Below are 23064 nucleotides of genomic sequence, written 5' to 3'. Positions count from 1 at the left end.
TGATTGTCCCACCATCACGGCGAGCGCGTGCGCTGCAGGATCTGCTCGGTCAGCTTCTGGTAGATGCCGTCGAAGTGGTGGTCGCCGGCCATCGGCACCCGGGTGACCTGGTCCTCGGGCACGTGGGGGCAGACCGTGTCGCGGTCGTCCGTGCCGTAGATGCACAGCGTGTTCGCTGCGGTGAGCTTCTGAAGCTCGGGTTTCAGGGGGCGCCCGCCCTTGTCGCGGCTGAGCCAGTTGCTCAGCCGAAACTCGAACGAAGCCTTCTCGCCCGGCCCGATCAGCACGGTGTGCGCCACCAGCGCGCGCGATGCGGGCGACAGGCGCGTGACGGCGAACGGCAGCACGTCGGCACCCTGCGAATAGCCGATCAGCAGCGCCCGGCTCTTCTTCCATTGGACCGCATAAGCACGCAGAACGCGGTCCAGGACGAGCGCCAGGCCTTCGGGCGTGCGCGCCGACCAGAAATATCGCAGTGAGTCCAGCCCCACCACCGGCACGCCCGCGGCCGACAGCTTGGCGGCCAGTTGTTTGTCGATGCCCGCCCAGCCGCCATCGCCCGAGAGCAGCACGGCAAAGGTGTCCGACGACACGGGGGACGTCACCGGCACCAGCGGCAGGTCGGCCAGGCTGGCCTCGGGCGCAGCAGGCGTTGCGGCCGCCGTCAGGCCCGTGGTGAGCTTGCGGTGCGCCGCGAGCAAGGCCGCCAGGGTCTCGCCCGCCGGCACGTTCACGCCTTCGGCGCCACCCACCTGCGCCACGAACTGTTGCGCCACCGCTGGCGCACAGGCCGGATTCCGTCCGCCCTGCACCGCCACCCAGGGTTCGCGCAGTTTCGACGCGGGCAACAGCGTCAGGCTGCGCCCGCCCGGGTTGCGCTTGAAGTGCACGTCCTCGCCCTTGCAAAGCGGCTTGCGCACATTCAGCACAGGGCAGAAGCCCAGCGAGATGCCGCCGCCAAGCACATCGGCCGGCGCCTGCGCAAGCATGGCGTAGCCCAGCGTGCCGCCCGAGCCCTGGCCCACCAGCACGGGCGGGAAATACGCCGGCAGGCGCGCATAGCCCTGCAGGAAATGCGAAAGGTTCTCCAGGTCGCCATCGGGCAGCAGACAGTCGCCGCTGGCCTTGTTCACGGCGGCCAGCATGCGCGGGGTGTGAATGCCGGCCACCGCCGCGCCCTGGTCGGCCAGCGCTTGCGCCTGGGTGGCGAGCGCGGGCGTCCAGCCTTCGTCGCCGGAGAGGAACAGCACGAAGGACTTCGCTTCGCCCTTGGGCCGGTACAGCAGCACGTCCTTGAAGTTGCCGTGCGAGATCTTTTCCTGGGCCAGCGCGGTCACAGGTCCACCCAAGGCCAACGCCAGACCCATCACAACAGTGAAGAACAGTCGCTTCATTTGGTGATCACGCGGCGCAGGCCGCCAGCGATGAGTGCGGCCACATCGGCCAGGATGAAGAACGGCGCAAAGCCGCCGGGCGAGGCCAGGTAACGCGGCTCCCAGACTGGATCAAACTTTTCCTTGAAAGCCCTCAGACCCTGGAAGTTGTAGAAGTTCTCGCCGTGGTTGAACAGCAGTCGCCCCAGGCGGTGCCAGTTGGGCGCCAGCGGGTGCTGCGCCATGCCCGAGAGCGGCACCATGCCCAGGTTGAAGCGCTGGTAACCCTGCGCCTGGAAATGCAGGATGAGCTGGGCGAAGAGAAAGTCCATCGCACTGCGCGGCGCGTCCGGCAACTGGCGCATCAGGTCCACGCTGGCCTCAAGCCTCTGGTCGGTGCACAGCAGCGTGGCGAACGCCACCATACGCCCGCCCTGCCGCACCACCGCCACCGGCTGGCGCAACACGTAGTCGCGCCGGAACGCGCCGAGCGAAAAGGCCTTTTCCGCCGTCTGGTGTTTGCCCAGCCAGGCGTCGGAGATGACCTGCAATTCGTCGAACCCACTGGCCACCGCAGCCGGTTCGAGCACCTCGAAGCTCAGGCCCTCGCGCTGCGCGCGCGCCACCCCGTGGCGCAGGTTCGCGCGCTGCTTGCCCTGCAGGCTGAAGCCGGGCAGGTCCACCAGCGCGCACTCGCCGAGCTTGTAGACGCGCAGCCCCGCGTCCAGGTACACCGGCAGGCCTTCGGGGCGCACCTGGTAGAACGCCGCGCGTCCGCCCGCCTCCCGCGCCTGCTCCACGAAACGCCACACCAGTTCCGGCCACTCGGCCACGGGCCCCACCGGGTCGTACAGCCCCACCCACGAACGCCCGCGTCGCCCGAACATGATGAAGGTCCGCTGCGACTCCGACACCATCAGGCTCTTGTCGCCCATCATCACCAGCCCCGCGCCCGCCACCGGCTGCGCCCGCACGATGCGCGACGCCTGGTCCAGCGCGCCAGCATCGGGCTTCACCAGTGTGCCGCGCGGTCGGCGCAGCAACTGGCCCAGCGCCACCACCAGGGTGATGAGGCACACGGCCACCAGCGCCCGCAGCGAGCGCGGTGCGTGGCCGTCGAACTCGAACTGCCACCAGACCTGGTTCGCGTAGTCCACATCGCGGTAGGCAAAGAACAGCAGCGCCGTGACCGCCACCACGACCGCCGCCACCGCCGCCAGCCAGCCCCAGGTGAAGGCCTGGGCGAACAGCGCGGCGCGCCGGTTGAAGTGCTTGCGCGAGAGCGCGAGCGAACCGGCCAGCACCAGCAGCAGCGCCGCCTCGGACACGGCAATGCCTTTGGGCAGGCAGAGCACCAGGCTCACCAGCGCCAGCCCCAGGCCGGCCCACCAGGCCGCGTCCAGCCGCAGGAACATGCCGCGTGCCACGAACAGCAGCGCCAGCCCGGCGATGCTGCCCAGGAAGTGCGCGGCCTCCACCACCGGCAGTGGCATGAAGCGCGACAGCAGCTCGGTGGCGTCGTCGGTGGCCGGTGTGACGCCCGAAACCAGCAGCACCACGCCCACCACCCAGGTGAACGCAGAGAGCAGCAACGGCGACAGCGCCGATGCGGCCTTCACCACCGGCGTAGCCGCACCGCGTTGCCACTCGGTCCCGGCCAGCATCAGCACCGCCAGCGCCAGGGGCAGCAGGTGGTAGATCACACGGTAGAGCACCAGCGCGCCGGCCAGTTGCTCGGCCGGCACATGCTGGCCCAGCGCCAGCAGCATCACCGCCTCGAACACGCCCAGGCCGGCGGGCACGTGGCTGATCACTCCAAGGGCGATGGCCAGCGCGAAGAAACCCACAAACGCCGGAAAGGGAATGGCACCCGAAGGCAGCAGGAACCACAGGGCGGCCGCCGCGGCCACCACGTCGACCGCCGAGATCAGCAACTGCTGCGACGCGAGCGACGCACTGGGCAGGCGAATCGACACCCCGCGAAACACCGGCTGCACACCACCGAAGCGACAGAAGCCGATGAACGCGCCCGCCGCCAGCAGCACCACCACCGCCAGCCCCCGCAGCAGCCCGGGCGGCGCACCGAACACGGTCTGCACCGTGCCCGCGCCCCACACCAGCGCCGCCGCACCCACCACCACCACCCCCAGGCCGAAGCCAAAGGCGTTGAAGACGATGGCGCGCGAGATCAGGCCCGCCTCCAGCCCCGCCGCGCCATAGAGCCGCATGCGCACGGCACCGCCGGTGAGCACACCCAGGCCGATGGTGTTGGAAAGGGCGTAGGCAATGAACGCCGTCTTGGCCACCACGCGCTGCGGCAGACGGGCACCCGCGTAAGCCAGGGCGGAACGGTCGTAATAAGTAAGGGCCAGGTAACTCAGCGCCGTGGCCAGCACCGAGAGCAGCAGGGCGGTCCAGGGCGTGGTGCGCACCGCCGCCACGACAGCAGCATAACTCACCTCGGCCATCACCTTGTGCGCGGCCTGCACTACCAGCACGCCCAGCAGCAACGCCAGCGCGGCATACACCCACAGGCGCCACTGCCGCAGACGGGAGACCAGCGTTTCGGGGGCGAGAGCGTTCAAGGGCAAGGCGCGCAAAGCGTGGGTCGCGTTGGCAGGCCAGTGTACGCGTCCCCACTCGGTTGACCTTCCATCCGCGCTGTCGATGCAGCGACAGCACAGGATCGCCCAAACGGCCTACAGTGCGAGGCAGGCCGCACACCTTCGAGGCGGCCATGGAGACACGCCATGCACATTCCGTCCCTCCGGGAAGTGGTCAGCGCCGAGGAATGGGCGCTGCGCTGCGATCTCGCCGCCTGCTACCGCCTGGCCGCCGCCTACGGCTGGACCGATCTGGTGTTCACGCACATCAGCGCCAAGCTGCCCGACAGCTTGACCGGCGGCGAGCACCAGTTCCTCATCAACCCCTATGGCCTCATGTTCGACGAGATCACGGCCAGCAGCCTGGTCAAGGTCGACATGGCGTGCAACAAGCTGCACGACTCGCCCTTCCCCGTGAACCCGGCCGGCTTCGTGATCCACAGCGCCGTGCACGAAGCCCGGCCCGAAGCCGGCTGCGTGCTGCACACGCACACCCGCGCGGGCGTGGGCGTGAGCGCGCAGAAGGCCGGCATCCTGCCCATCAGCCAGCAAAGCACCTTCGTGCTGCATTCGCTGGCGTACCACGACTACGAAGGCGTGGCGCTGCGGCCAGAGGAAAAGGTGCGCCTGCAGGCCGACCTGGGCGAGGCCAACTACCTCGTGCTGCGCAACCACGGCATGCTCACCGTGGGCCGCACCATCGCCGACGCGTTCCTGCACATGTACACGCTGGAGAACACCTGCCGCATCCAGATCGATGCGCAGGCCGGCGGTGGTGAACTCACGCAGGTGAACCCCGCCATCCTCGCCGGCATGGCCGACGTGATGCGCGTGGCCACCGCCGGCCAGGGCGCCCAGCTGGCGTGGCCGGCGCTGCTGCGCAAGGCCGAGCGGATGGACCCGGGCTACAGGACCTGAATCAAGGCCCGTTCAGCACGCGGCGTGTTTCAGGGAGCGGAGCCGAAGCGGCGCGGGTACGGTGTGCTTTCTCCAGGAAACCCCTCCATGTCGCATGGCCTGCAGTGGCGGGCGCTGCCTGCGTGCAAAGCTGACTCACCACTTCGCTCTGCCGCTCTGGCGAGAGGCCCCTTGCAGCGTCTATCACCAGTCCCGCGCAATCCTTGTCGCCCTCTCGCGCCACTCGCCGCACGAATTCGAGCGTGAGCAATCGATTCGCCACCCTTGCGAAACCGTCCGGAGGCAAGGCTTGCGCCGCCTGCGCCACGATCGCAATGCCCATCAGGTCGGTGGAAGTCTCCACCGCACCCAGCACACCGTCTGCATAGATCCGAGACAGGAAAACCGCTTGCGCCTCGGCGTCGAGATGGCCAACACCCGAAGCAACGAATCCGATGGTTCTGGCGTCATCTGATTGCAGCACAGCGTCCAGCGAATCGTCCGTGATCAAGCGACCCAGTGCGTGCCCCTTCCGCTCCCGAGGCAGATCGTCCATCGCGTTGGCCACATCCCCGATGAGCACGGCGTCGCCCGACTGGGCCACTTCGTCCACAGCACGGTCCATGAACAACGCTTGCATGGCCGCGAACCGCGCGGTAATTGGAAAGGCGATGCACGCGCCGGCCACACGGGCGATCGCACCCGCCTCGCCCAGCCTGGCCACGGTGTCGATGGCTTCCGGCGTGAGCAGCTCGAGCAATGGCGGGGCGCGCTCGGCATCGGGCAGGTCTTCCAGGGCGTAAACCACATAGTCGATCAACCCGGCGTTGCCAGAAGCCGCCACGGTGCCCAAGGCCCGCGATTTGCACAAGCGGCGCAACACATCCTGGTTCTGCAACTCATTGCTCAGGAAGATGGCCGCCCTGAAGACGTCGCGGATCAACGCCAGATTGCCACCGCCCGTCATCAGATCGACCACAGGGTCTTGAGACAGCAGCTCGAGAAGCGCCGATGACCGCTTGCCATCGCTGCGACCGAGAGCTGTTCTCAGATCGCCATGCAACTCCTCGATCCGGCTCGGCATGGTCAGGTAAGCGCGCAACCCCGAGGCGGCCGTAGCCGCCGTTGTGCGATGGTGGAAGTGTCCCCCACCCCATTCAACACACGCTTCCACGGCGGATCGGACATCTCGGATCTTTGCATCGGCGCACCCGAGCTCGATGCCAGCTGCGCAATCACCCTATCGCGCACCCCATCCTTCAGCAACGGAGGCAGCGAACCAGGAGAGCAGATCACCCGGGTCAGCCAGCCAATGCACTCGGGATTTTCCGAGGTGGCGGCCGCCCTGGTCACCCGCCCGATGGCCCGGAAATCGCCCGATTGCGCGAGCGTGATCAGCGCCGGTGGCATGAGCGCCTCTCGCAACGCTGCCGTGCGCTCCGCAGGGTCCAACGCGCTGGCTGCTACTTCACAGGCCTCGACGATCTGGATCAGTTCCTCCGTCACAGCCCAGCGCCTCCCGGGCCAGAGAGGCGGGGAGTTCCTGCTGCCGTTGTCGCTCCATTCGCGACATCGCGCCACGAAAGACCGGCGGTCGCCTGGGCTCCTGACGACAGTCCTGCGATCACCCCATCCCTTCTCTCGGGGGGCAGATGCTGCGCCGCCCTTTTCGTTGCTTCAATGCCTTGAGCGCCGCCGGAGGCCACCACCGTATTGAGCGCACCGGGTGTCAACAGGTGGCCGAGGGCAGTTGCCTGGTCTGCAACGGGCAGGCGGTCAATGGCATCGGCCATCATGGCAATGTCCAGGCCCCGGTCCGTTTGCGCGACCTTGTCCAGAAGATCCGGCGTGAGCAAAAGGCGCTGCACCTCGCGCTGTTGGGCCTCGGGAGCCTCCGTGGCGGCGGAGGCGATCAGTGAAATGCCATGGATGTCACCATTCGTGGCCACCGCCTGCAGCACTTCGGTGGCCAGCAGCCTGCGCTGCACCGCCCCCCGCTGCGCGTCATCGCTCATGACGTGAGCTCCATGCAGGGCATGTCCGATGGCCTGCGCGTCGCCTGAAGCCGCCAGCTGTTCGATCACGTGCGGCGTGAAAAACCGGTCCAGCTCATTCCGCAGCTCAGGAAGCATACCGAGTTGGCCTGCGATCCATCCGACGGTCCGGGCATCGCATAAGGGTGCCACCTGCTGCAACCGTTCTGGCGTGAAGAGTTGGGAATAGGCTCCGGGCCGGTGTTCGGGAGGCATCCGCCCGATGGCGTCAATGGCACGGCTCAGCCTCTCTGGGTTCTGGATCGGGGCAAGAGAAGGAGAGTGTTGGGGTTCAGGGTTCTGCGGCATCGCCACTCCAAAGGGAAACTGGCGCGCATTCTGGCCCGTCGCATGGCCCGCTTCCCCACCCGTTCACAGACCCGTGACCCGCGGTCACGAAGCATCGGCGGCCTGGAACCGGGGTCGTCCGCGTTCAGCGGCGCGGCTCGACAAATGCCGCCATGCCCTTGAGCACCGTTCGCAACCGCACCAGCTCCCGGGAGCCGTCCAGCCGGCGCGACCAGGCCGCCAGGCGCGAGACGCGCTGCAGGCGCGGCAGCAGGTGAGCGATGTAGGCGCGCAAGGCGTGCCCTTCGGGCGCCGCGTCGTCGTAGGCCTGCAGCACCGCCTGCACCGCGCCCGGCCCCAGCGGCTGCAGGTAGCGCGCCAGCGACAGCAGCAACTGCAGCATGTCGTACACCTGCACCGTGGCCAGGGCCATGCCGGGTTGCAGGCGTTCCTCGAAATCGAGCCGGGCGAAGCGCTCGCCATCCCAGGTGATGTTGCGGATCTGCGCCCCACCGTGCCATTGCCCCCGCGCGTGGAAGGCCGCCAGATCGGCACTGGCCGCGCACATCAGCGCCAGCCACTCGGTCTCGGGCAGACGGTGCAGCTGGTGGTCCAGCGTGTCGCCCACGTCGCCGGTGGTGAGCGCCTGGCCGTTGAACGCCAGCACGGGTGGCACCTGTTCGCCGGCCGCCGCCAGCGCCAGCAGCCGTTCGTGCTCGTAGGCCAGCAGGGCCACGCCGTCGGTCTGGCGCACCGCATGCCACGGCACCGGCACGCCCACGAAATGGGCGAACAGCCAGATGCTCATCGACTTGCGCAGGCTGCGCAGGGGCCGATCGGCGGTCTTGGTCCAGGTCTTGAGGGCGGAGTTGGGCGGGTTCAACGGGGCCGATTATCCAGCGTCGGCGTACCGGTCCATTTCCCAGTCGCTGACCTGCAGGCTCCAGGCGTCCCACTCGGTGCGTTTGAGCGCCAGGAACTGCTCGCAGAACGCAGCGCCCACGGCTTCGCGCAATGCGGTGTCGCCGGCCAGTGCATCCAGCGCCGCATGCAGGTCGCGTGGCAGACGTTCCGGCATGGGTCCACCGCGCGCGTGGCGTTCGTACAGGTCGTCTTCGCAGGGCGTCGGCATCGGCAGCGCCTGGTCGATGCCCGACAGGCCGGCGGCCAGCGTGCCGGCGATGGCGGCGTAGACGTTGCAGGAGGGATCGGGCAGGCGCCATTCCAGCCGGCCCGCCACCGTGCGCACGAGGCAGGTGCGGTTGTTGTCGCCCACGGCCTTCCACACCGGCGACCAGGTGGTGCCCGATGCGCTGGCGCTCGCGGCCAGGCGCCTGTAGCTGTTCACCGTGGGCGCACACAGTGCGGCCAGCGCATCGGCGTGGTGCAGCAGGCCGGCGGCGAACTGCTGGCCGGTTTCGCTCAAGCCCAGTGTGCCGGCAGGGTCGGCCATCAGGGCGTTGCCCTTTTCGTCGGTCAGGCTCAGGTGAAAGTGCAGGCCACTGCCCGGTGCGTGCGCCAGCGGCTTGGGCATCGTGGAGAACACCAGCCCGTGCTGCTGGGCCACGGCCTGCGTGGCAAGCTTGAAGAGCTGGTAGCGGTCGGCGGCAGCCAGGGCGTCGTCGTGCCGGTAGTTGATCTCGTACTGGCCGATGGCGTCCTCGTGGTCCATCTGCTGGAGCTCGAAGCCCAGCGCGTCCAGCGTCTGGCGCATGGCATCCAGAAAACCGAAGTTGCGGCCGATGGCCGACAGGTCGTAGGACGGCTTGGCCAGCCTGTCCTCGGCGTCGGCCACCTGCCAGCCGCCTTGGGCCTGGCGCTTCAACAGAAAGAACTCGGGCTCGATGCCGACCCACAGCGTCCAGCCACGCGCCTTCAGGCGCGCCACCTGGCGTTGCAGCACCTGGCGCGGGCAGGTGTCCAGCGGTTCGCCGCCGGCAAAACCGTCGCACACCGCGTGCGCCACACCCGGCATGAAAGGCAGCGGGCGCAGGCTTTCGGGCCGCACGCGGCCCATGTATTCGCTGCGCGCACCCATGCGCGGCAGACCGGTGCCGGCAATGCTCGGCCCGGAAAACCCGGCCCCGGTTTCCACCGCGCCCGCCAGGCCCGAGAGCGGCACCAGCTTGCCCTTGGGCACGCCCGGCAGGTCGGTGAACGTGGCGAGCACCGAATGGATGCCCTGCGCGCGCAGCGCGGCGATGCGCTCGTCCAGCGTGGGCGTGGGCTGCCGGCTCAAGCCAGCACCTCGGCCATGGCCGCGTCCAGCACCGCCAGGGCTTCGTCGAACACCTGGTCCTCGATGGTCAGCGGGAACAGGAAGCGGATCACGTTGGCGTAGACGCCACAGGTCAGCAGCAACAGGCCGCGCTGAAGCGCAGCGGCCTGCACGCGCTTCGTGACGTCGGCGTCGGGCGCGCCAGTGGCGGCGTCGTTGAACTCGCAGGCCACCATGGCGCCCAGGCCGCGCACGTCGCCGATGCGGCGGTACTTCGCCTTCGCCGAGTTCAGGTGGGTGATGAGCCGGTCGCCCAGTTGCTGCGCGCGCTCGGGCAGCTTCTCTTCCAGCATCACGTCCAGCACCGCGTGCGATGCCGCGATGGCCAGCGGGTTGCCCGCATAGGTGCCGCCCAGGCCGCCCGGCGCGGGGCCGTCCATGATGGTGGCCTTGCCACTCACGGCCGACAGCGTGGTGCCACCGGCCATGCTCTTGGCCATGGTCATCAGGTCGGGGCTCACGCCGAAGTGCTCCAGCGCGAACATCTTCCCCGTGCGCGCAAAACCGGTCTGCACCTCGTCGGCCACCAGCAGGATGCCGTGCTGGTCGCAGAGGCCGCGCAGCCACTGCACGGCCTCCTTCTGAATCACGTTGAAACCGCCCTCGCCCTGCACCGGCTCGAACACGATGGCGGCCACGCGCGAAGGTTCGATGTCGCACTTGAAGAGCTGCTCCATCGCGTGCTTGGTGTCATCGAGCGAAGTGCCGTCGGCTGGGAAGGGCACGTGGTAGATCTCGGGCGGGAACGGGCCGAAGCCGGCCTTGTAGGGCTGCACCTTGCCGGTGAGCGCCACCGAGAACATGCTGCGGCCGTGGAACGCGCCGCCGAAGGCGATGACACCGCTGCGGCCGGTGCTGCTGCGCGCGATCTTCATCGCGTTCTCGATCGCCTCGGCACCCGTGGAGAAAAACGCCGTCTTCACCGGGCCGTCGATCGGCACCAGCTCATTGATGCGCTCGGCCAGCGCCACGTATTCGGTGTACGGCACCACCTGATAGCAGCTGTGCGTGAAGCGCTGCAACTGCGCTGCAATCGCCGCCTGCACCTTCGGGTGCACATGCCCGGTGTTGAGCACCGCGATGCCGCCCGCGAAGTCGATGAAGCGGCGCCCCTCGATGTCCCAGAACTCCGCGTTCTTCGCGCGTTCGATGAAGAAGTCACCCATCACGCCCACGCCGCGCGGCGTGGCGGCCAGCCGGCGCGCGTGCCAGGCGGCGTTGGTGTGGGGCGCGTTCAGGTGCTCGGACTTTTGCGGTGCATTCATCTCGGTCTCCTTAAACAGGGCTGTCGATCCGGATCCACGTCGTCTTGGTCTCGGTGTACTTGTCGAAGGCGTGCAGCGACTTGTCGCGGCCCACGCCGCTCTGCTTGAAGCCGCCGAAGGGCACGGTGATATCGTCCTCGTCGTACTGGTTCACGTGCACCGTGCCGGCGCGCAGCGCGCGCGCCACACCATGCGCCTTGTTGATGTCGCGCGTCCACACCGCCGCCTGCAGGCCGTAGATGTTGCTGTTGGCCTGCTTCACCACGTCGGCCGCATCGGTGAAAGACAGCACGGAAAGCACCGGGCCGAAGATCTCCTCGCGCGCGATGGTCATGGTGTTGGTCACACCATCGAAGATCGTCGGCTGCACGTACAGACCACCCTTGACGGGCTCCACCGCCGCGCCACCCGCGAGCAGCTTCGCGCCCTCCTGCTGGCCACTGTCGATGTAGCGCAGCACGGTGTCGAGCTGCGTGCGGTCGACGATCGCGCCCATCACCGTGCTTTTCTCCAGCGGGTTGCCGGGCTGGTACTGCGGCACCAGCTTCAGGGCTTTTTCCAGGAAGGCGTCCTTGATCGACGCTTCGACAAACAGGCGCGAGGGCGCGTTGCAGCTCTCGCCCTGGTTGAAGAAGATGCTGCCCACCGCGGCTTCCACCGCCTTGTCCAGGTCAGGGCAGTCTGCGAACACGATGTTGGGCGACTTGCCTCCCAGTTCCGTCCAGGCGCGCTTCAGGTTGCTCTGCCCGGCCATCACATGGATCTGCTTGCCCACGCGCGTGCTGCCGGTGAAGGCGATGCAGTCCACGTCCATGTGGAGCGCAAGCGGGCTGCCGGTTTCCGGGCCGTAACCCGGCACCACATTGAACACGCCGGGCGGAATGCCCGCGGCCAACGCCAGCTCGGCCAGGCGCAGCGCGGTCAACGGGCTCTTTTCGCTCGGCTTGAGCACCACGGAATTGCCGGCCGCCAGCGCGGGCGCGATCTTCCACGCCGCCATGATCATGGGGTAGTTCCACGGCACGATGACGCCCACCACGCCGACCGGCTCGCGCGTGATCAGCGCCAGCGCGTTGCGGCCAGTGGGCGCAATCTCGTCGTACACCTTGTCCACCGCCTCGCCGTACCAGCGGATGCAGTTGGCCGCGCTGTTCACGTCCACACTGCGCGCGTATTTGACCGGCTTGCCCATGTCCAGCGTCTCGGTCAGCGCGAGCTCGTCGGCGTGGGCGATGAGCTGCTCGGCGAACTTGATCATCACGCGCTTGCGCTGCGCCGGCGCCATGCCGCTCCAGCGCTGGTCCTCGAAGGCGGTGCGCGCAGCGGTCACGGCGGCGTCGATGTCGGCCTCGCCGCAGCGCGCCACCGCCGTCAGCAACCGGCCGTCCACCGGCGAGAGGCAGTCAAAGGTCTGGCCGTCGCGCGCGGCGACGCGCTCGCCGTTGATGAAAGCGCGGCCGTCGAAAGTCAGGTCGGTCATGGGCGGGTTCCGGGGTGCAGGGCCAGAGGAAGTGGCCCCATGCTACGCCCGAAACCGTCATCGCCGCAAAGCCAATTTCCCCGGTTGGCAGCGATCCAGTGGAGATCAACTCCTCACCGCTGCAGCGATCTCCCGCTCCCGCTTGCGCGTCGCCCGCGCCACCCACACCGCGTAGCTCACGATCACGATGGTCACGGTGGTGATCAGCAGCGTGGCGGCCGCGTAGATGGTGGGGTTGATGCCGCGCCGGGCGTAGCCGAAGATCACCTGCGGCAGGGTATTCACGCCCGGGCCGGAGAGGAATTCGGCGATCACCACGTCGTCGAACGACAGCGTGAACGCCAGCAGGAAGGCCGCGAGCAGCGCCTGGAAGATGTTGGGCAGCGTGATCAGGAAGAACACCTGATGGGGCCTGGCTCCCAGGTCCATGGCGGCGTCTTCGATGGAGCGGTCCATTTCGGCCAGGCGCGACTGAATCACCACCACGCCATACGCCATGCCCAGCAGCGTGTGGCCCAGGATGATGGTGAGCAACCCGCGCTGCGGCCAGCCGAACAGGTTCTGCGCACCCACCGCCAGCAGCAGCAGCGACAGGCCAATGATCACCTCGGGCATCACCAGCGGCGCGTTGACCATGCCGCTGAAGATGGTGCGGCCAAGGAAGCGGCGGTAGCGCACCAGCACGAAGGCGGCAAACGTGGCGAGCACGGCCGAGAGCAGGCCGGTGACCGTGGCCACCTTGAGCGAGAGCCAGAAGCCTTCGACGATCTTGGTGTCTCGCGTGAGCGCCTCGTACCAGCGCAGCGAGAAGCCGGTGAAGCGCGCGTCCTGCCGGGTGCTGTTGAACGAGAACACGATCATGAACAGCAGCGGCAGGTACAGGAAGGCGAACACCAGCGCCAGCCAGGCCTTGCCGAAGTGTTTTTCAAGCAGTTGTTTCATGGTCTGGCCCTGTTCACTTGCGCGGCTCGGCGGCGTCGGCAGTGTAGTGGTAGTACAGCGCCAGCGGGATCACGATCAGCGCGATCATCACCACCGCCAGCGCGGTGGCGCGCGGCCAGTCGTTGGCGGTGAACATCTCGTCCCACACCACGCGCCCGATCATCAGGTTCTCCGGCCCGCCCAGCAGCGAGGGAATCACGAACTCGCCCACGCAGGGAATGAACACCAGCATGAAGCCAGCGATGATGCCGGCCTTGGACAGCGGCACGGTGACCAGCCAGAAGGCCTTGAAGGGCGAGGTGCCCAGGTCGTAGGCGGCCTCAAGCAGTCGGAAGTCCATCTTCACCAGGTTGGCGTAGAGCGGCAGCACCATGAACGGCAGGTACACGTAGGTCATGCCGATCAGCATGGACACGTTGGTGTAGAGCATGGGAATGGGCTCGCTGGTGATCCCGAGCGTCATCAACAGCCGGTTGAGCACGCCCTGGTCGGCGAGGATGCCCTTCCAGGCGTAGACGCGCAGCAGGAACGAGGTCCAGAACGGCAGCATCACCATGAGCAGCAGCGCTGGCCGGATGCTGGCCGGCGAGCGCGCGATGAAGTAGGCAAACGGATAGCCGATGACCAGGCACAGGATGGCGGTGCACAGCGCGTACCAGATCGATCGCACGTAGGCATCGATGTAGAGCGTGCGGAACAGCGGCTCACCCTCGGCCACCCGGAAGATCGACAGGTAGTTCTCGTACTTCAGGCTGAGGATGCCGGTGACCGGGTCCCAGATCGGTTTGAAGGGGCTGATGTCGCCGCCCATGTCCACGAAGCTGATGTAGAGCAGGATCAGGAACGGCAGGAAGAAGAACACCAGCAGCCACACATAGGGCACGCCGATGACGAAGCGCTTGCCGGGAACGGGGATGTGTGCGGCCATGATCAGTCCCTCAGCACGATGCCGGCGCTGTCGGACCACCAGAAATAGACGTTGTCTTCCCAGGTGATGTCGGACAGGTCGTGGCGCGAGGTGTTGGCCTCGGTGATCTTCACCTTGGTGCCGTCACTGGCGGCCACGATGAAGGTGTTGTAGGAACCGAAGTAGGCGATTTCCTTGACCTTGCCGGTGAACACATTGGGCCCGGCATCGGCGCCCGGGTGCTGCTTGCTGATCTCCAGCTTCTCGGGCCGCACGGCAATCGCCACCGGCATGTTCAGCGTGCCGCTCACGCCGTGGCCGACGTGGATCTCGCCGATGGCCGTGGACGCGGCACAACGATCGGGTTCATCGACGCTCAGCTTGCCCTCGAACAGATTGACGTTGCCAATGAAGTCGGCAACGAAGCGGTTGGTGGGGTGCTCGTAGATTTCTTCCGGCGTGCCCACCTGCAGCACGCGCCCCTTGCTCATGATGGCGATGCGGCTGGCCATGGTCATGGCCTCTTCCTGGTCGTGCGTGACCATCACCACCGTCACGCCCACCTTCTCGATGATGTTCACCAGCTCGAACTGCGTCTGCTCGCGCAGCTTCTTGTCCAGCGCGCCCAGGGGCTCGTCGAGCAGCAGCATCTTGGGCCGCTTGGCCAGGCTGCGCGCCAGGGCCACGCGCTGCTGCTGCCCGCCCGAGAGCTGGTGCGGCTTGCGCTTGGCATAAGGCGTGAGCTGCACCAGCGCCAGCATCTCGTCGGTGCGCTGCTGGATTTCCGCCTTCGGCAGACCCTCACGCTTGAGGCCGAAGGCCACGTTCTCCCAGATGTTGAGGTGCGGAAACAGCGCGTAGGACTGGAACATCATGTTCACCGGGCGGTCGTAGGGCGGCATGGCCGCCACGTCCTGCCCGCCGAGCAGGATGCGCCCCGACGTGGGTTTCTCGAAGCCCGCGAGCATGCGCAGCAGGGTGGACTTGCCACAGCCCGAGCTGCCCAGCAAGGCAAAGATCTCGCCCTTGCCGATGGACAGCGACACCTCGTCCACCGCCACCGCCTCGTCAAACCGTTTGACCAGTTTCTCGGTCACCAGGAAACCCGCTGTGTCTGCCATCTTGAAGTCCCTTTCTGCGCTTCTTCGCAGTACCCAATGAAAAGGGCTGTTCGACCCGGAGGAAGAACAGCCCTTGGTGTGCCCGAGCGGCGTCGGCGCGTGAATTACTTGCCGCGCTTGAACGCGTTGTAGGTCTCGTTGACCACACCGGAGACATCGTTGGAGAACCCGCCGGTGGCGATCAGGCGAGCCGTGTCTTCCGGGGTCAGGAAGATGGTCGTGTTGCCCTTGACCTCATCCTTGATGTCGGCGAGCGCGGCCTTGTTGCCCGTGGGGTAGTTCAGCTCGTTGGCCATGGCCGCGCCGTTGGCCGCGCGCAGGTAGTAGTCCATGAACACGTGCGCGTTGTTCGGGTGCTTGGCGTCCTTGGGGATGGCCATGGTGTCGATGAACACCAGACCACCGCCGGTGGGCAGCAGCGGCACGATCTCGTCCTTGCCACCGGTTTCCTTCACGCGGTCGGCGGCGATGTTGATGTCGCCCGACCAGCCGATGAAGGCGCAGGCCTTGCCGCCGGCGATGTCGTCGATCATGGTGCTGGAGAACAGGCGCACGTCCTTGCGCACCTTCTTCAGCATGTCACCCGCGAGCTTGAAGTCGTCCTTGTTCTCGCTGTAGGCCGGCTTGCCCACGTAGTGCAGCGCCACCGGCAGGATCTCGCTGGGCGAGTCGAGGTAGGCGATGCCACAGGAGCGCAGCTTGCTGGAGTACTCGGGCTTGAACACCAGGTCCCAGGCGTTTTCAGGCATGGGCATGCCGCCCAGCGCCTTCTCGACCTTCTGCTTGTTGATGCCCACGGTGGTGAAGCCCCAGGCCCATGGCACCAGGTGCTTGTTCTCCGGGTCCACGCCGGCGATCTTGGCCATGAAGTCGGGGTCGAGGTTGGCGTAGTTGGTCAGCTTGCTCTTGTCGATCGGCTGGTAGAGACCACCGTCGATCTGCTTCTTGGCGAAGCCGGCGGTGGGGATCACGATGTCGTAGCCCGAATTGCCGGCCACCAGCTTGGCGTGCAGGGCTTCGTTGTTCTCGAAGGTGTCGTAGTTCACCTTGATGCCGTACTCCTTCTCGAAGTCGGCGACCAGGGTCTCGGTGATGTAGTCCGGCCAGTTGTAAATGTTCAGGACCTTCTCGTCGTCCAGCACCGGGCCGGGCGGCGGCGCGGGAGTGGCCGGGGCGGCGGCCACCGGGGCGGGCGCGGCAGGTGCCGCTGCAGGCTCCTCTTTCTTGCCACAGGCGGCCAGCAGAACAGCTGACATCGCGAGAACCAGGACGTGCTTTTTCATGGTGTTGCTCACTCCAAGGAGGTTAATGACCGTTAGAACTCAACCGGACGGGCTGACAAACGCGTGGACAAGCCTAGCAATTTCCAGACCCAATGCGGGCCCACAGGTTCCAGGAATCGACCAGCGGGGCGCTGCAACGGGCATTCTATTCAAGCCAGTTGCCCTGCCCCGCGCAACTCTTCCAGCGTGGCGTCCAGGCAGCGCAGGATGAGCGCCATCATCTCGTCGATCTGGGCGCGCGTCATCACCAGCGGCGGCGCAATGATCATGCGGTCGCCCACGGCGCGCATGATCAGGCCGTTCTTGAAGCAGTGCGCGCGGCACTTCATGCCCACCCCGAGTTCCGGGTCGAACATCTCGCGCTTGCCCTTGTGCTTCACCAGCACCAGACCGGCCACGAAGCCGCAGGTCTCGGCCGCGCCCACCAGGGGGTGGCTGGCCAGCTGGGCAAAACACTCTGCCAGGTAGGGGCCGGTGTCGTCCTTCACCCGTTCCACCAGCTTCTCGCGCTCCATGAGCTCGATGTTGGCCAGCGCCACCGCGCAGGCCACCGGGTGGCCGCTGTAGGTGTAACCGTGGTTGAACTCGCCGCCCTTGTCCACCAGCACCTGGGCCACGCGGTCGCCCACCATCACGCCGCCGAGCGGAATGTAGCCACTGGTCACGCCTTTGGCGAAGGTCACCAGGTCGGGGCGAATGCCGAACCTCTCGTAGGCGAACCAGTGGCCGAGCCGGCCAAAGGCGCAGATCACTTCGTCGGCAATCAGCAGGATGCCGTGCTTGTCCACGATGCGCTGGATCTCGGGCCAGTAGGTCTCGGGCGGAATGATCACACCGCCAGCGCCCTGCACCGGCTCGGCGATGAACGCCGCCACCCGGCCTGCGCCCACCGCGAGGATTTTCTCTTCCAGCCAGCGCGCCGCACGCACACCGAACGCGGCCGGCGTTTCACCCGGCTGCGCGTGTTCGTAGAAGTACGGCTGCTCGATGTGCGTGATGTCGGGAATCGGCAGGTCGCCCTGCGCGTGCATGCCGCTCATGCCGCCCAGCGAGGCGCCGGCCATGGTGCTGCCGTGGTAGGCGTTGTGGCGGCTGATGATCACCTTGCGCTGCGGCTGCCCCAGCAGGTCCCAGTAGCGGCGCACCATGCGCACGTTGGTGTCGTTGCTCTCGCTGCCGCTGGAGCTGAAGAACACGTGCTCGAACTTGCGGCCACCCACCTGCGGCGCGATCTGCGCCAGCTTGGTCGCCAGCTGAACCGCCGGCACGTTGGTGGTCTGGAAAAAGCTGTTGTAGAAGGGCAGCGTCATCATCTGCTGATACGCCGCATCGGCCAGCTCCTTGCGCCCGTAGCCGGCGTTGACGCACCACAGCCCGCTCATCGCGTCGAGGATCTTCTTGCCCTCGGAGTCCCAGATGTAGATGTCCTCGGCCCGGGTGATCACGCGGGCACCGCGTGTGGCCAGATCGCCATGGTCGGTGAAGGGGTGAAGGTAATGCGCGCTGTCCAGCGCCTGGATCGCCTGGGTATCGTGCTGCTCGGCACGGCGCACCAGGGCGGGAGGAGCAATGAGGGTGGAGGTGTTCATGGCGTGCGTCCAGGAATGGCGTGTTCAGACATGCAGAAGGAGGTGCTCGCGTTCCCAGGGCGAGATCACCTTCATGAACTCGTCGAACTCCAGCTCCTTGATCTCGGTGTAGATGGTGATGAATTCCTTGCCCAGCACCTCGTGCAGGTCGGGCTCGCGGCGCAACCAATCGAGCGCCTCGCCCAGGCTGCGCGGCAGCGAGTACGGCGCCAGGTAGGCGTCGCCCTTCATCTCCGGCTTGGGCTTGATCTTGTTCTTCAGGCCCAGGTAGCCGCAGGCCAGCGTCATGGCCATGGCCACATAAGGGTTGGCGTCGGCGCCGATCACGCGGTTCTCCACCCGGCGCGCCTGCGGCGTGGAGATCGGCGAGCGAATGCCCACCGTGCGGTTGTCGTGGCCCCACTCGATGTTGATGGGTGCGGCGGTGTGGCGCGAGAGGCGGCGGTAGCTGTTCACATACGGCGCCACCAGCACCATGGCCGCAGGAATGTAGCGCTGCAACCCGCCGATGTAGTGGTAGAACGCCTCGGAGGGCGTGCCGTCGTCGTTGCTGAAGATGTTCTTGCCGGTGGCCTTGTCCAGGATGCTCTGGTGCACGTGCATGGCCGAGCCCGGCTCGCCCGCGATGGGCTTGGCCATGAAAGTGGCGTACATGTCGTGGCGCAGCGCGGCCTCGCGCACCGTGCGCTTGAAGAAGAACACCTCGTCGGCCAGGCCCAGCGGGTGGGCGTGGAAGAAGTTGATCTCCATCTGCCCGGCACCCACCTCGTGGATCAGCGTGTCCACGTTGAGCTGCATCTTGTCGCAGTAGTCGTAAATCTCCTCGAACAGCGGGTCGAACTCGTTGACCGCGTCGATGCTGTAGGCCTGGCGCGAGGTCTCGGCGCGGCCGCTGCGCCCGATCGGCGGCTTGAGCAGCGTGTTCGGGTCGGTGTTGCGCGCGGTCAGGTAGAACTCCAGCTCGGGCGCCACCACTGGGTCCAGGCCCTCGGCGTCGAACAGCTCGCACACATGGCGCAGCACGCTGCGCGGCGCGAACGGCACCAGCTTGCCGGCGTGGTCGAAGCAGTCGTGGATCACCTGCGCGGTGGGGTCGGTGGCCCAGGGCACGATGCGCACCGTGGTCGGGTCCGGGCGCAGCTGCATGTCGCGATCGGTCGGCTCGATCACATCGTAGTAAGGCCCGCTCTCGGGAAACTCGCCCGTCACCCCCATGGCCACGATGGCTTGCGGCAGGCGCATGCCCCGGTCCTCGGTGAACTTCTCGCGCGGCAGGATCTTGCCCCGCGCCACGCCGGTCAGGTCGGGCACCAGGCACTCGACCTCGGTCACCCGGTTCTGGTTGAGCCAGTTCTCCAGGTCGTTGAAGTTCATCTTCTTGGGGGGGGCTGTCATGTGCCGTCTCCGGTGAGGTTGCTGGGGTGATATCAGGCGCTGGTGCTGGCCGCGCTTCGCGCGAGGTCGGCGGCCTGCAGGCGCTGGCTGGTGCGCTGGCGGCAGGCTCGCCCGAAAGCTTCGAAGATGGCGGCGTAGAACGGCGTTTCCCAGCACCGCCATTCGGGGTGGAACTGCACCGCGTAGGCAAAGGTGCGCGCACCGCGCACGCCAAAGGCCTCCACCACACCATCGGGCGCGTGGGCCAGCGCCTCCAGCCCCGCGGCCAGCCGGTTGATGCCCTGGCCGTGCAGCGAATTCACCTGGGCCTCGGGGCCACCCGCCCATTCCTCGAACACGCTGCCCGGTGCCAGGCGGATGGCATGGCGCGGGGCGTACTGTTCGTCGGGCGGTGCGGTCTTGGGTTCGCGGTGGTCCATCAGGCCGGGCACCTCGTGCACCCTTTGGTGGAGCGTGCCGCCCAGGGCGACGTTGATTTCCTGGAACCCGCGGCAGATGCCGAGCAGCGGCACGCCTTCGTGCACGCAAGCCTTCACGAGCGCGAGCGTCAGCAGATCGCGGTCGGCGTCCAGCGGCAGGCTGGGATCGGCCACGTCCTCATCGAAATGGGAGGGGTGCACATTGGAGGGCGAGCCGGTCAGCATCACCCCGTCCACCAGCGCAAGCAGTTCGCTGATCTGGCCGGTGTCGGCCAGGGGGAACATCACCGGCTGGGCCTGGGCACCCACCTTGACCGCACGAGCGTATTTGTCACCCAGCAGCAGAAAGGGCATCTGGTGCCCGTGATCCCCCATCAGGCGGTGATCCGCGGGCAGCCAGACCATGCACGGCGGCGGCTTGTTCATGAGACGACTCCAGACAATGGCCTTCATTGTGGGGGGCCAATTGGATCACAATGAGAGCCAATTCGACCCACCAATGGGTGCCACTTACCCCATGCTCTCCGAATTCCTCCTCGCCGAAATGGGCCGCCTCGGCACCCAGGGCGCACTGCCATTGCACCGGCAACTCTACGAAGCGTTGCGCCGCGCCATGCTCGACGGCAAGCTCGGCGCGGGCGAGCGCCTGCCCTCCAGCCGCGACCTGGCAGAGGATCTGACCCTCTCGCGCAACACCGTGGTGGCCGCCATCAACCAGCTCAGCGTGGAGGGCTACCTGGCGAGCCGCGTGGGCAGCGGCACCTATGTGAACGACAACGTGCCACGCGCCACCCCCGGACGAACGGCGCGCGCCAGCGCAGGCCAGGCAGCCAGCCCGCAGGCCCGGCGCCTGTCAACACGCGGCCAGGCGCTGGCCACCACCTACTGCGCCACCGAGCTGGAGGTGCAGCCCTTCACACCCGGCATTGTCGACTTCAGCGCCTTCCCGGTCACGCTCTGGCAGCGCCTGCAGAACAAGCACTGGCGCATGACCTACCCGGACATGCTGGACTACAACGACTCGGGCGGCTACACGCCGCTGCGCCGCGCCGTGGCCGACTACCTGCGCGTGTTCCGCAGCGTGCACCTGGAGGCCGACCAGGTCGTCATCACCACCGGAACACAGCAATCGCTGGAACTCTGCGCCCGCCTGCTGGCCGACCACGGCGACACGGTGTGGGTGGAAGACCCGGCCTACTGGGGCGCGGTCAAGGCCTTCATGGCCACCGGGCTCTCACTGCATCCCGTGGCGGTGGACGAACAGGGCATCAACCCGAGCACGGTCGACAACACGAAGCCCCCGCGCCTGATCTACGTGACGCCTTCGCACCAGTACCCCACAGGCGCCGTGATGTCGCTGCCACGGCGCCACCAGCTGCTGGCCACCGCCCGCGCGCACGACGCCTGGGTGCTGGAAGACGACTACGACAGCGAATACCGCTTCAGCGGCCCGCCGATCTCCAGCCTCGAAGGCCTCGATACGGATGGCCGCGTGTTCTACATGGGCACGTTCTCCAAGGTGCTCTACCCGGGCCTGAAGATCGGCTACCTCGTGGTGCCCAAGCCGCTGGTGGCCGCCTTCAAGCAGGCCCACTACGACCTCAACCGCCCAGGCCAGATGCCGGTGCAGGCGGCCCTGGCCGAGTTCATCGAAATGGGCCATTTCGCCAGCGCGCTGCGGCGCGCGCGCCAGAACTACGGCGAACGTCGACAGTGCCTGCTGGAAGCCCTCAAGCCCGTGCTGCGCGATGAACCGGACGGCCCCAGCATCAGCGGCGCCGAACAGGGCCTGCACCTGTGCCTGCGCCTGCCACCCGATGTGGACGACCGCGCGCTGGCACTTCGCCTGGCGCAACACGGCCTGACCGCGCGGCCGCTGTCGGCCTACTGCCTCGCGCGCACCGACCTGCGTGGTTTGGTGATCGGGTATGGCTATGCGCCGCTGGCCGAGATCGAACGCTGTGGGCCCCTGATCGCGGCGGCTGTGCGACAGGGATTGGGCATCAAATGATGCCCGCGAATTCGCGCCAGCCCAGCACCTCGCAGCCCTGTCGCTCATAGCGTCCCGATCCGCCAAATACAAGACCCGGCGTGCGCAGCGGCGTCTGGTCGCGTCGGGCGAGTTCCTGCCACTGTCGCGCTCCCTCGGCCCAATCCGAAACCAGCGTGCTGCCTGATTTGACCTCGATGGCCTGCAGTCCCTCGGGAGTCTCGAAGACGATGTCCACCTCGTGGCCCAGGCTGTCGCGCCAGAAATGGAGGTCGGCGCTCTGGCCCGCGTTGTAGCGCTGCTTGATCAGCTCGGTCACCACCCAGGTCTCAAACAGGGCTCCTCGCGCGGCGTGTGTGTCTAGCGTATTCGCGTCGCGTATGCCGAGCAGCCAGGCCATGAGTCCCACATCCAGAAAGTAAAGCTTGGGCGTTTTCACCAGCCGTTTTCCAAAGTTGCGGTGGTGAGGCAACAAACGGGTCACCAGGTAACTCGTTTCCAACACCGAAATCCAGTCGCGTGCCGTGTTGGACGAAATGCCACAGTCGGCCCCCAGGGCCGACAGGTTGAGCAATTGCCCCGAGCGGGCCGCGCACATGCGGATGAACCGCTGAAACTGACCCAGGTCACGCACCGCAATGAGCTGACGCACATCGCGCTCCACGTAGGTGGTCACGTAGTTGGAAAACCAGTCCGCTGGATCGAGCTCCCGGTCATACAGCGCTGGGTAGGCGCCTTTCAAGAGCATGTCTTCCAGCCTGGAAGGTGCATGCGCCACACCCAGCTCCGCCCCTGAAAAGGGCAACAACTCGACGCGCCCCACCCGGCCAGCGAGCGACTGTGAAATGCCCGCCATGAGATCGAATTGCGCCGATCCTGTGAGCACAAAATCGCCCATGCGCCGGCGTTCGTCCACCACCCCCTGTAGCCAGGAAAACAGGCTGGGGCATCGCTGGACCTCGTCGAGAACGGCGCCGTCCTCGAACCTCGCCAGAAAACGCCGAGGGTCCTGCTCGGCGAACTCCCGCTCTTCCGGATTCTCCAGCGAGACATAAGGCTTGTCCGCGAACAGCTGGCGTGCAAGCGTGGTCTTGCCGGACTGACGCGGACCCGTCAACGCCAGGATGGGGAAACCTTTCGCAAGCCTTTGCAGAGTAGGAGTGGCAAGGCGTGGAATCATGGAATTACAAATTCGAAATTG

19 protein-coding genes are annotated in these 23064 nt (G+C 66.8%); 2 read left to right on the top strand and 17 right to left on the bottom strand.

The features are described from left to right. Window positions 1-14: 14 nt before the first annotated feature. Together ACTIF6_RS17815 and mprF are read right to left on the bottom strand one after the other, a co-directional pair. Entirely contained in the window at window positions 15-1394 is a 1380-nt protein-coding gene (locus tag ACTIF6_RS17815) for a virulence factor family protein (protein WP_439589264.1), read from the bottom strand. Continuing rightward, window positions 1391-3958: a bifunctional lysylphosphatidylglycerol flippase/synthetase MprF gene (gene mprF, locus ACTIF6_RS17810; protein ID WP_439589263.1), complete on the bottom strand. Its 2568-nt coding sequence runs from the start codon at window positions 3956-3958 to the stop codon at window positions 1391-1393. The genes ACTIF6_RS17815 and mprF overlap by 4 nt, the downstream gene beginning before the upstream one ends. Window positions 3959-4123: 165 nt before the next feature. Between mprF and ACTIF6_RS17805 the strand changes: the two genes are divergently transcribed. Then, window positions 4124-4894 (top strand): class II aldolase/adducin family protein, encoded by a 771-nt coding sequence (locus tag ACTIF6_RS17805; RefSeq protein ID WP_439589262.1) that lies wholly within the window; start codon window positions 4124-4126, stop codon window positions 4892-4894. Between the two features lies 1 nt (window position 4895). On the opposite strand, the gene ACTIF6_RS17800 is transcribed toward ACTIF6_RS17805, so the two are convergent. From ACTIF6_RS17800 to ACTIF6_RS17735, 14 genes are all read right to left on the bottom strand, one after another. Beyond that, window positions 4896-5957 (bottom strand): hypothetical protein, encoded by a 1062-nt coding sequence (locus tag ACTIF6_RS17800; protein WP_439589261.1) that lies wholly within the window; start codon window positions 5955-5957, stop codon window positions 4896-4898. 2 nt (window positions 5958-5959) lie between these two features. Further along, a complete protein-coding gene (locus tag ACTIF6_RS17795) occupies window positions 5960-6379 on the bottom strand; it encodes a hypothetical protein (RefSeq protein ID WP_439589260.1) in 420 nt (139 codons plus the stop codon). Further along, window positions 6376-7005, bottom strand: a complete 630-nt coding sequence (locus ACTIF6_RS17790) for a hypothetical protein (protein ID WP_439589259.1) — start codon at window positions 7003-7005, stop codon at window positions 6376-6378. Before ACTIF6_RS17790 ends, ACTIF6_RS17795 begins: the two co-directional genes overlap by 4 nt. 334 nt (window positions 7006-7339) lie before the next feature. After that, complete coding sequence (locus ACTIF6_RS17785) at window positions 7340-8077, bottom strand: hypothetical protein (protein WP_439589258.1); 738 nt, start codon at window positions 8075-8077, stop codon at window positions 7340-7342. A 9-nt stretch (window positions 8078-8086) separates the two neighbouring features. Continuing rightward, window positions 8087-9433 carry a type III glutamate--ammonia ligase gene (locus ACTIF6_RS17780; RefSeq protein ID WP_439589257.1) on the bottom strand — a complete coding sequence of 449 codons (1347 nt, stop codon included), beginning with the start codon at window positions 9431-9433 and terminating at the stop codon, window positions 8087-8089. Beyond that, the gene (gene gabT, locus ACTIF6_RS17775) at window positions 9430-10737 is read right to left on the bottom strand and encodes a 4-aminobutyrate--2-oxoglutarate transaminase (protein WP_439589256.1); all 1308 of its coding nucleotides are present in this window, start codon (window positions 10735-10737) and stop codon (window positions 9430-9432) included. Before gabT ends, ACTIF6_RS17780 begins: the two co-directional genes overlap by 4 nt. Before the next feature lie 10 nt (window positions 10738-10747). After that, a complete protein-coding gene (locus tag ACTIF6_RS17770) occupies window positions 10748-12217 on the bottom strand; it encodes an aldehyde dehydrogenase (RefSeq protein WP_439589255.1) in 1470 nt (489 codons plus the stop codon). Between the two features lie 105 nt (window positions 12218-12322). Next, window positions 12323-13159: an ABC transporter permease gene (locus tag ACTIF6_RS17765; protein ID WP_439589254.1), complete on the bottom strand. Its 837-nt coding sequence runs from the start codon at window positions 13157-13159 to the stop codon at window positions 12323-12325. Window positions 13160-13172: 13 nt separating this feature from the next. Then, on the bottom strand, window positions 13173-14087 hold the full coding sequence (locus ACTIF6_RS17760; RefSeq protein WP_439589253.1) for an ABC transporter permease: 915 nt from the start codon (window positions 14085-14087) through the stop codon (window positions 13173-13175). A gap of 2 nt (window positions 14088-14089) precedes the next feature. Continuing rightward, the gene (locus ACTIF6_RS17755) at window positions 14090-15187 is read right to left on the bottom strand and encodes an ABC transporter ATP-binding protein (RefSeq protein ID WP_439589252.1); all 1098 of its coding nucleotides are present in this window, start codon (window positions 15185-15187) and stop codon (window positions 14090-14092) included. A gap of 104 nt (window positions 15188-15291) precedes the next feature. After that, complete coding sequence (locus ACTIF6_RS17750) at window positions 15292-16470, bottom strand: extracellular solute-binding protein (protein WP_439589251.1); 1179 nt, start codon at window positions 16468-16470, stop codon at window positions 15292-15294. A 149-nt stretch (window positions 16471-16619) separates the two neighbouring features. Then, complete coding sequence (locus ACTIF6_RS17745; RefSeq protein ID WP_439589250.1) at window positions 16620-18059, bottom strand: aspartate aminotransferase family protein; 1440 nt, start codon at window positions 18057-18059, stop codon at window positions 16620-16622. A 24-nt stretch (window positions 18060-18083) separates the two neighbouring features. Beyond that, window positions 18084-19454, bottom strand: coding sequence for a glutamine synthetase family protein (locus tag ACTIF6_RS17740; protein ID WP_439589249.1), 1371 nt, complete (start codon window positions 19452-19454; stop codon window positions 18084-18086). Window positions 19455-19486: 32 nt separating this feature from the next. Beyond that, window positions 19487-20299, bottom strand: coding sequence for a gamma-glutamyl-gamma-aminobutyrate hydrolase family protein (locus tag ACTIF6_RS17735; protein WP_439589248.1), 813 nt, complete (start codon window positions 20297-20299; stop codon window positions 19487-19489). A gap of 91 nt (window positions 20300-20390) precedes the next feature. Here ACTIF6_RS17735 and ACTIF6_RS17730 point away from each other — a divergent pair, with 91 nt between their 5' ends. Further along, the gene (locus ACTIF6_RS17730) at window positions 20391-21884 is read left to right on the top strand and encodes a PLP-dependent aminotransferase family protein (protein WP_439589331.1); all 1494 of its coding nucleotides are present in this window, start codon (window positions 20391-20393) and stop codon (window positions 21882-21884) included. Here ACTIF6_RS17730 and ACTIF6_RS17725 read toward each other — a convergent pair. Beyond that, on the bottom strand, window positions 21877-23043 hold the full coding sequence (locus tag ACTIF6_RS17725) for an ATP-binding protein (protein ID WP_439589247.1): 1167 nt from the start codon (window positions 23041-23043) through the stop codon (window positions 21877-21879). The genes ACTIF6_RS17730 and ACTIF6_RS17725 overlap by 8 nt on opposite strands. Window positions 23044-23064: the final 21 nt, after the last annotated feature.

Source organism: Hydrogenophaga sp., assembly GCF_051860785.1.
Classification (GTDB): Bacteria; Pseudomonadota; Gammaproteobacteria; order Burkholderiales; family Burkholderiaceae_C; genus Hydrogenophaga.
This window is presented reverse-complemented; position numbering and strand designations above follow the sequence as displayed.

Excerpts from the sequence above, each read along its gene's own strand:
- ACTIF6_RS17740 (WP_439589249.1), bottom strand. The coding sequence starts at position 19,454 with ATGACAGCCCCCCCCAAGAAGATGAACTTCAACGACCTGGAGAACTGG.
- ACTIF6_RS17755 (WP_439589252.1), bottom strand. The coding sequence starts at position 15,187 with ATGGCAGACACAGCGGGTTTCCTGGTGACCGAGAAACTGGTCAAACGG.
- ACTIF6_RS17725 (WP_439589247.1), bottom strand. The coding sequence starts at position 23,043 with ATGATTCCACGCCTTGCCACTCCTACTCTGCAAAGGCTTGCGAAAGGT.
- ACTIF6_RS17730 (WP_439589331.1), top strand. The coding sequence starts at position 20,391 with ATGCTCTCCGAATTCCTCCTCGCCGAAATGGGCCGCCTCGGCACCCAG.
- gabT (WP_439589256.1), bottom strand. The coding sequence starts at position 10,737 with ATGAATGCACCGCAAAAGTCCGAGCACCTGAACGCGCCCCACACCAAC.
- ACTIF6_RS17745 (WP_439589250.1), bottom strand. The coding sequence starts at position 18,059 with ATGAACACCTCCACCCTCATTGCTCCTCCCGCCCTGGTGCGCCGTGCC.
- ACTIF6_RS17800 (WP_439589261.1), bottom strand. The coding sequence starts at position 5,957 with ATGCCGAGCCGGATCGAGGAGTTGCATGGCGATCTGAGAACAGCTCTC.
- ACTIF6_RS17815 (WP_439589264.1), bottom strand. The coding sequence starts at position 1,394 with ATGAAGCGACTGTTCTTCACTGTTGTGATGGGTCTGGCGTTGGCCTTG.
- ACTIF6_RS17760 (WP_439589253.1), bottom strand. The coding sequence starts at position 14,087 with ATGGCCGCACACATCCCCGTTCCCGGCAAGCGCTTCGTCATCGGCGTG.
- ACTIF6_RS17770 (WP_439589255.1), bottom strand. The coding sequence starts at position 12,217 with ATGACCGACCTGACTTTCGACGGCCGCGCTTTCATCAACGGCGAGCGC.
- ACTIF6_RS17790 (WP_439589259.1), bottom strand. The coding sequence starts at position 7,005 with ATGCTTCCTGAGCTGCGGAATGAGCTGGACCGGTTTTTCACGCCGCAC.
- ACTIF6_RS17765 (WP_439589254.1), bottom strand. The coding sequence starts at position 13,159 with ATGAAACAACTGCTTGAAAAACACTTCGGCAAGGCCTGGCTGGCGCTG.
- ACTIF6_RS17750 (WP_439589251.1), bottom strand. The coding sequence starts at position 16,470 with ATGAAAAAGCACGTCCTGGTTCTCGCGATGTCAGCTGTTCTGCTGGCC.
- ACTIF6_RS17805 (WP_439589262.1), top strand. The coding sequence starts at position 4,124 with ATGCACATTCCGTCCCTCCGGGAAGTGGTCAGCGCCGAGGAATGGGCG.
- ACTIF6_RS17735 (WP_439589248.1), bottom strand. The coding sequence starts at position 20,299 with ATGAACAAGCCGCCGCCGTGCATGGTCTGGCTGCCCGCGGATCACCGC.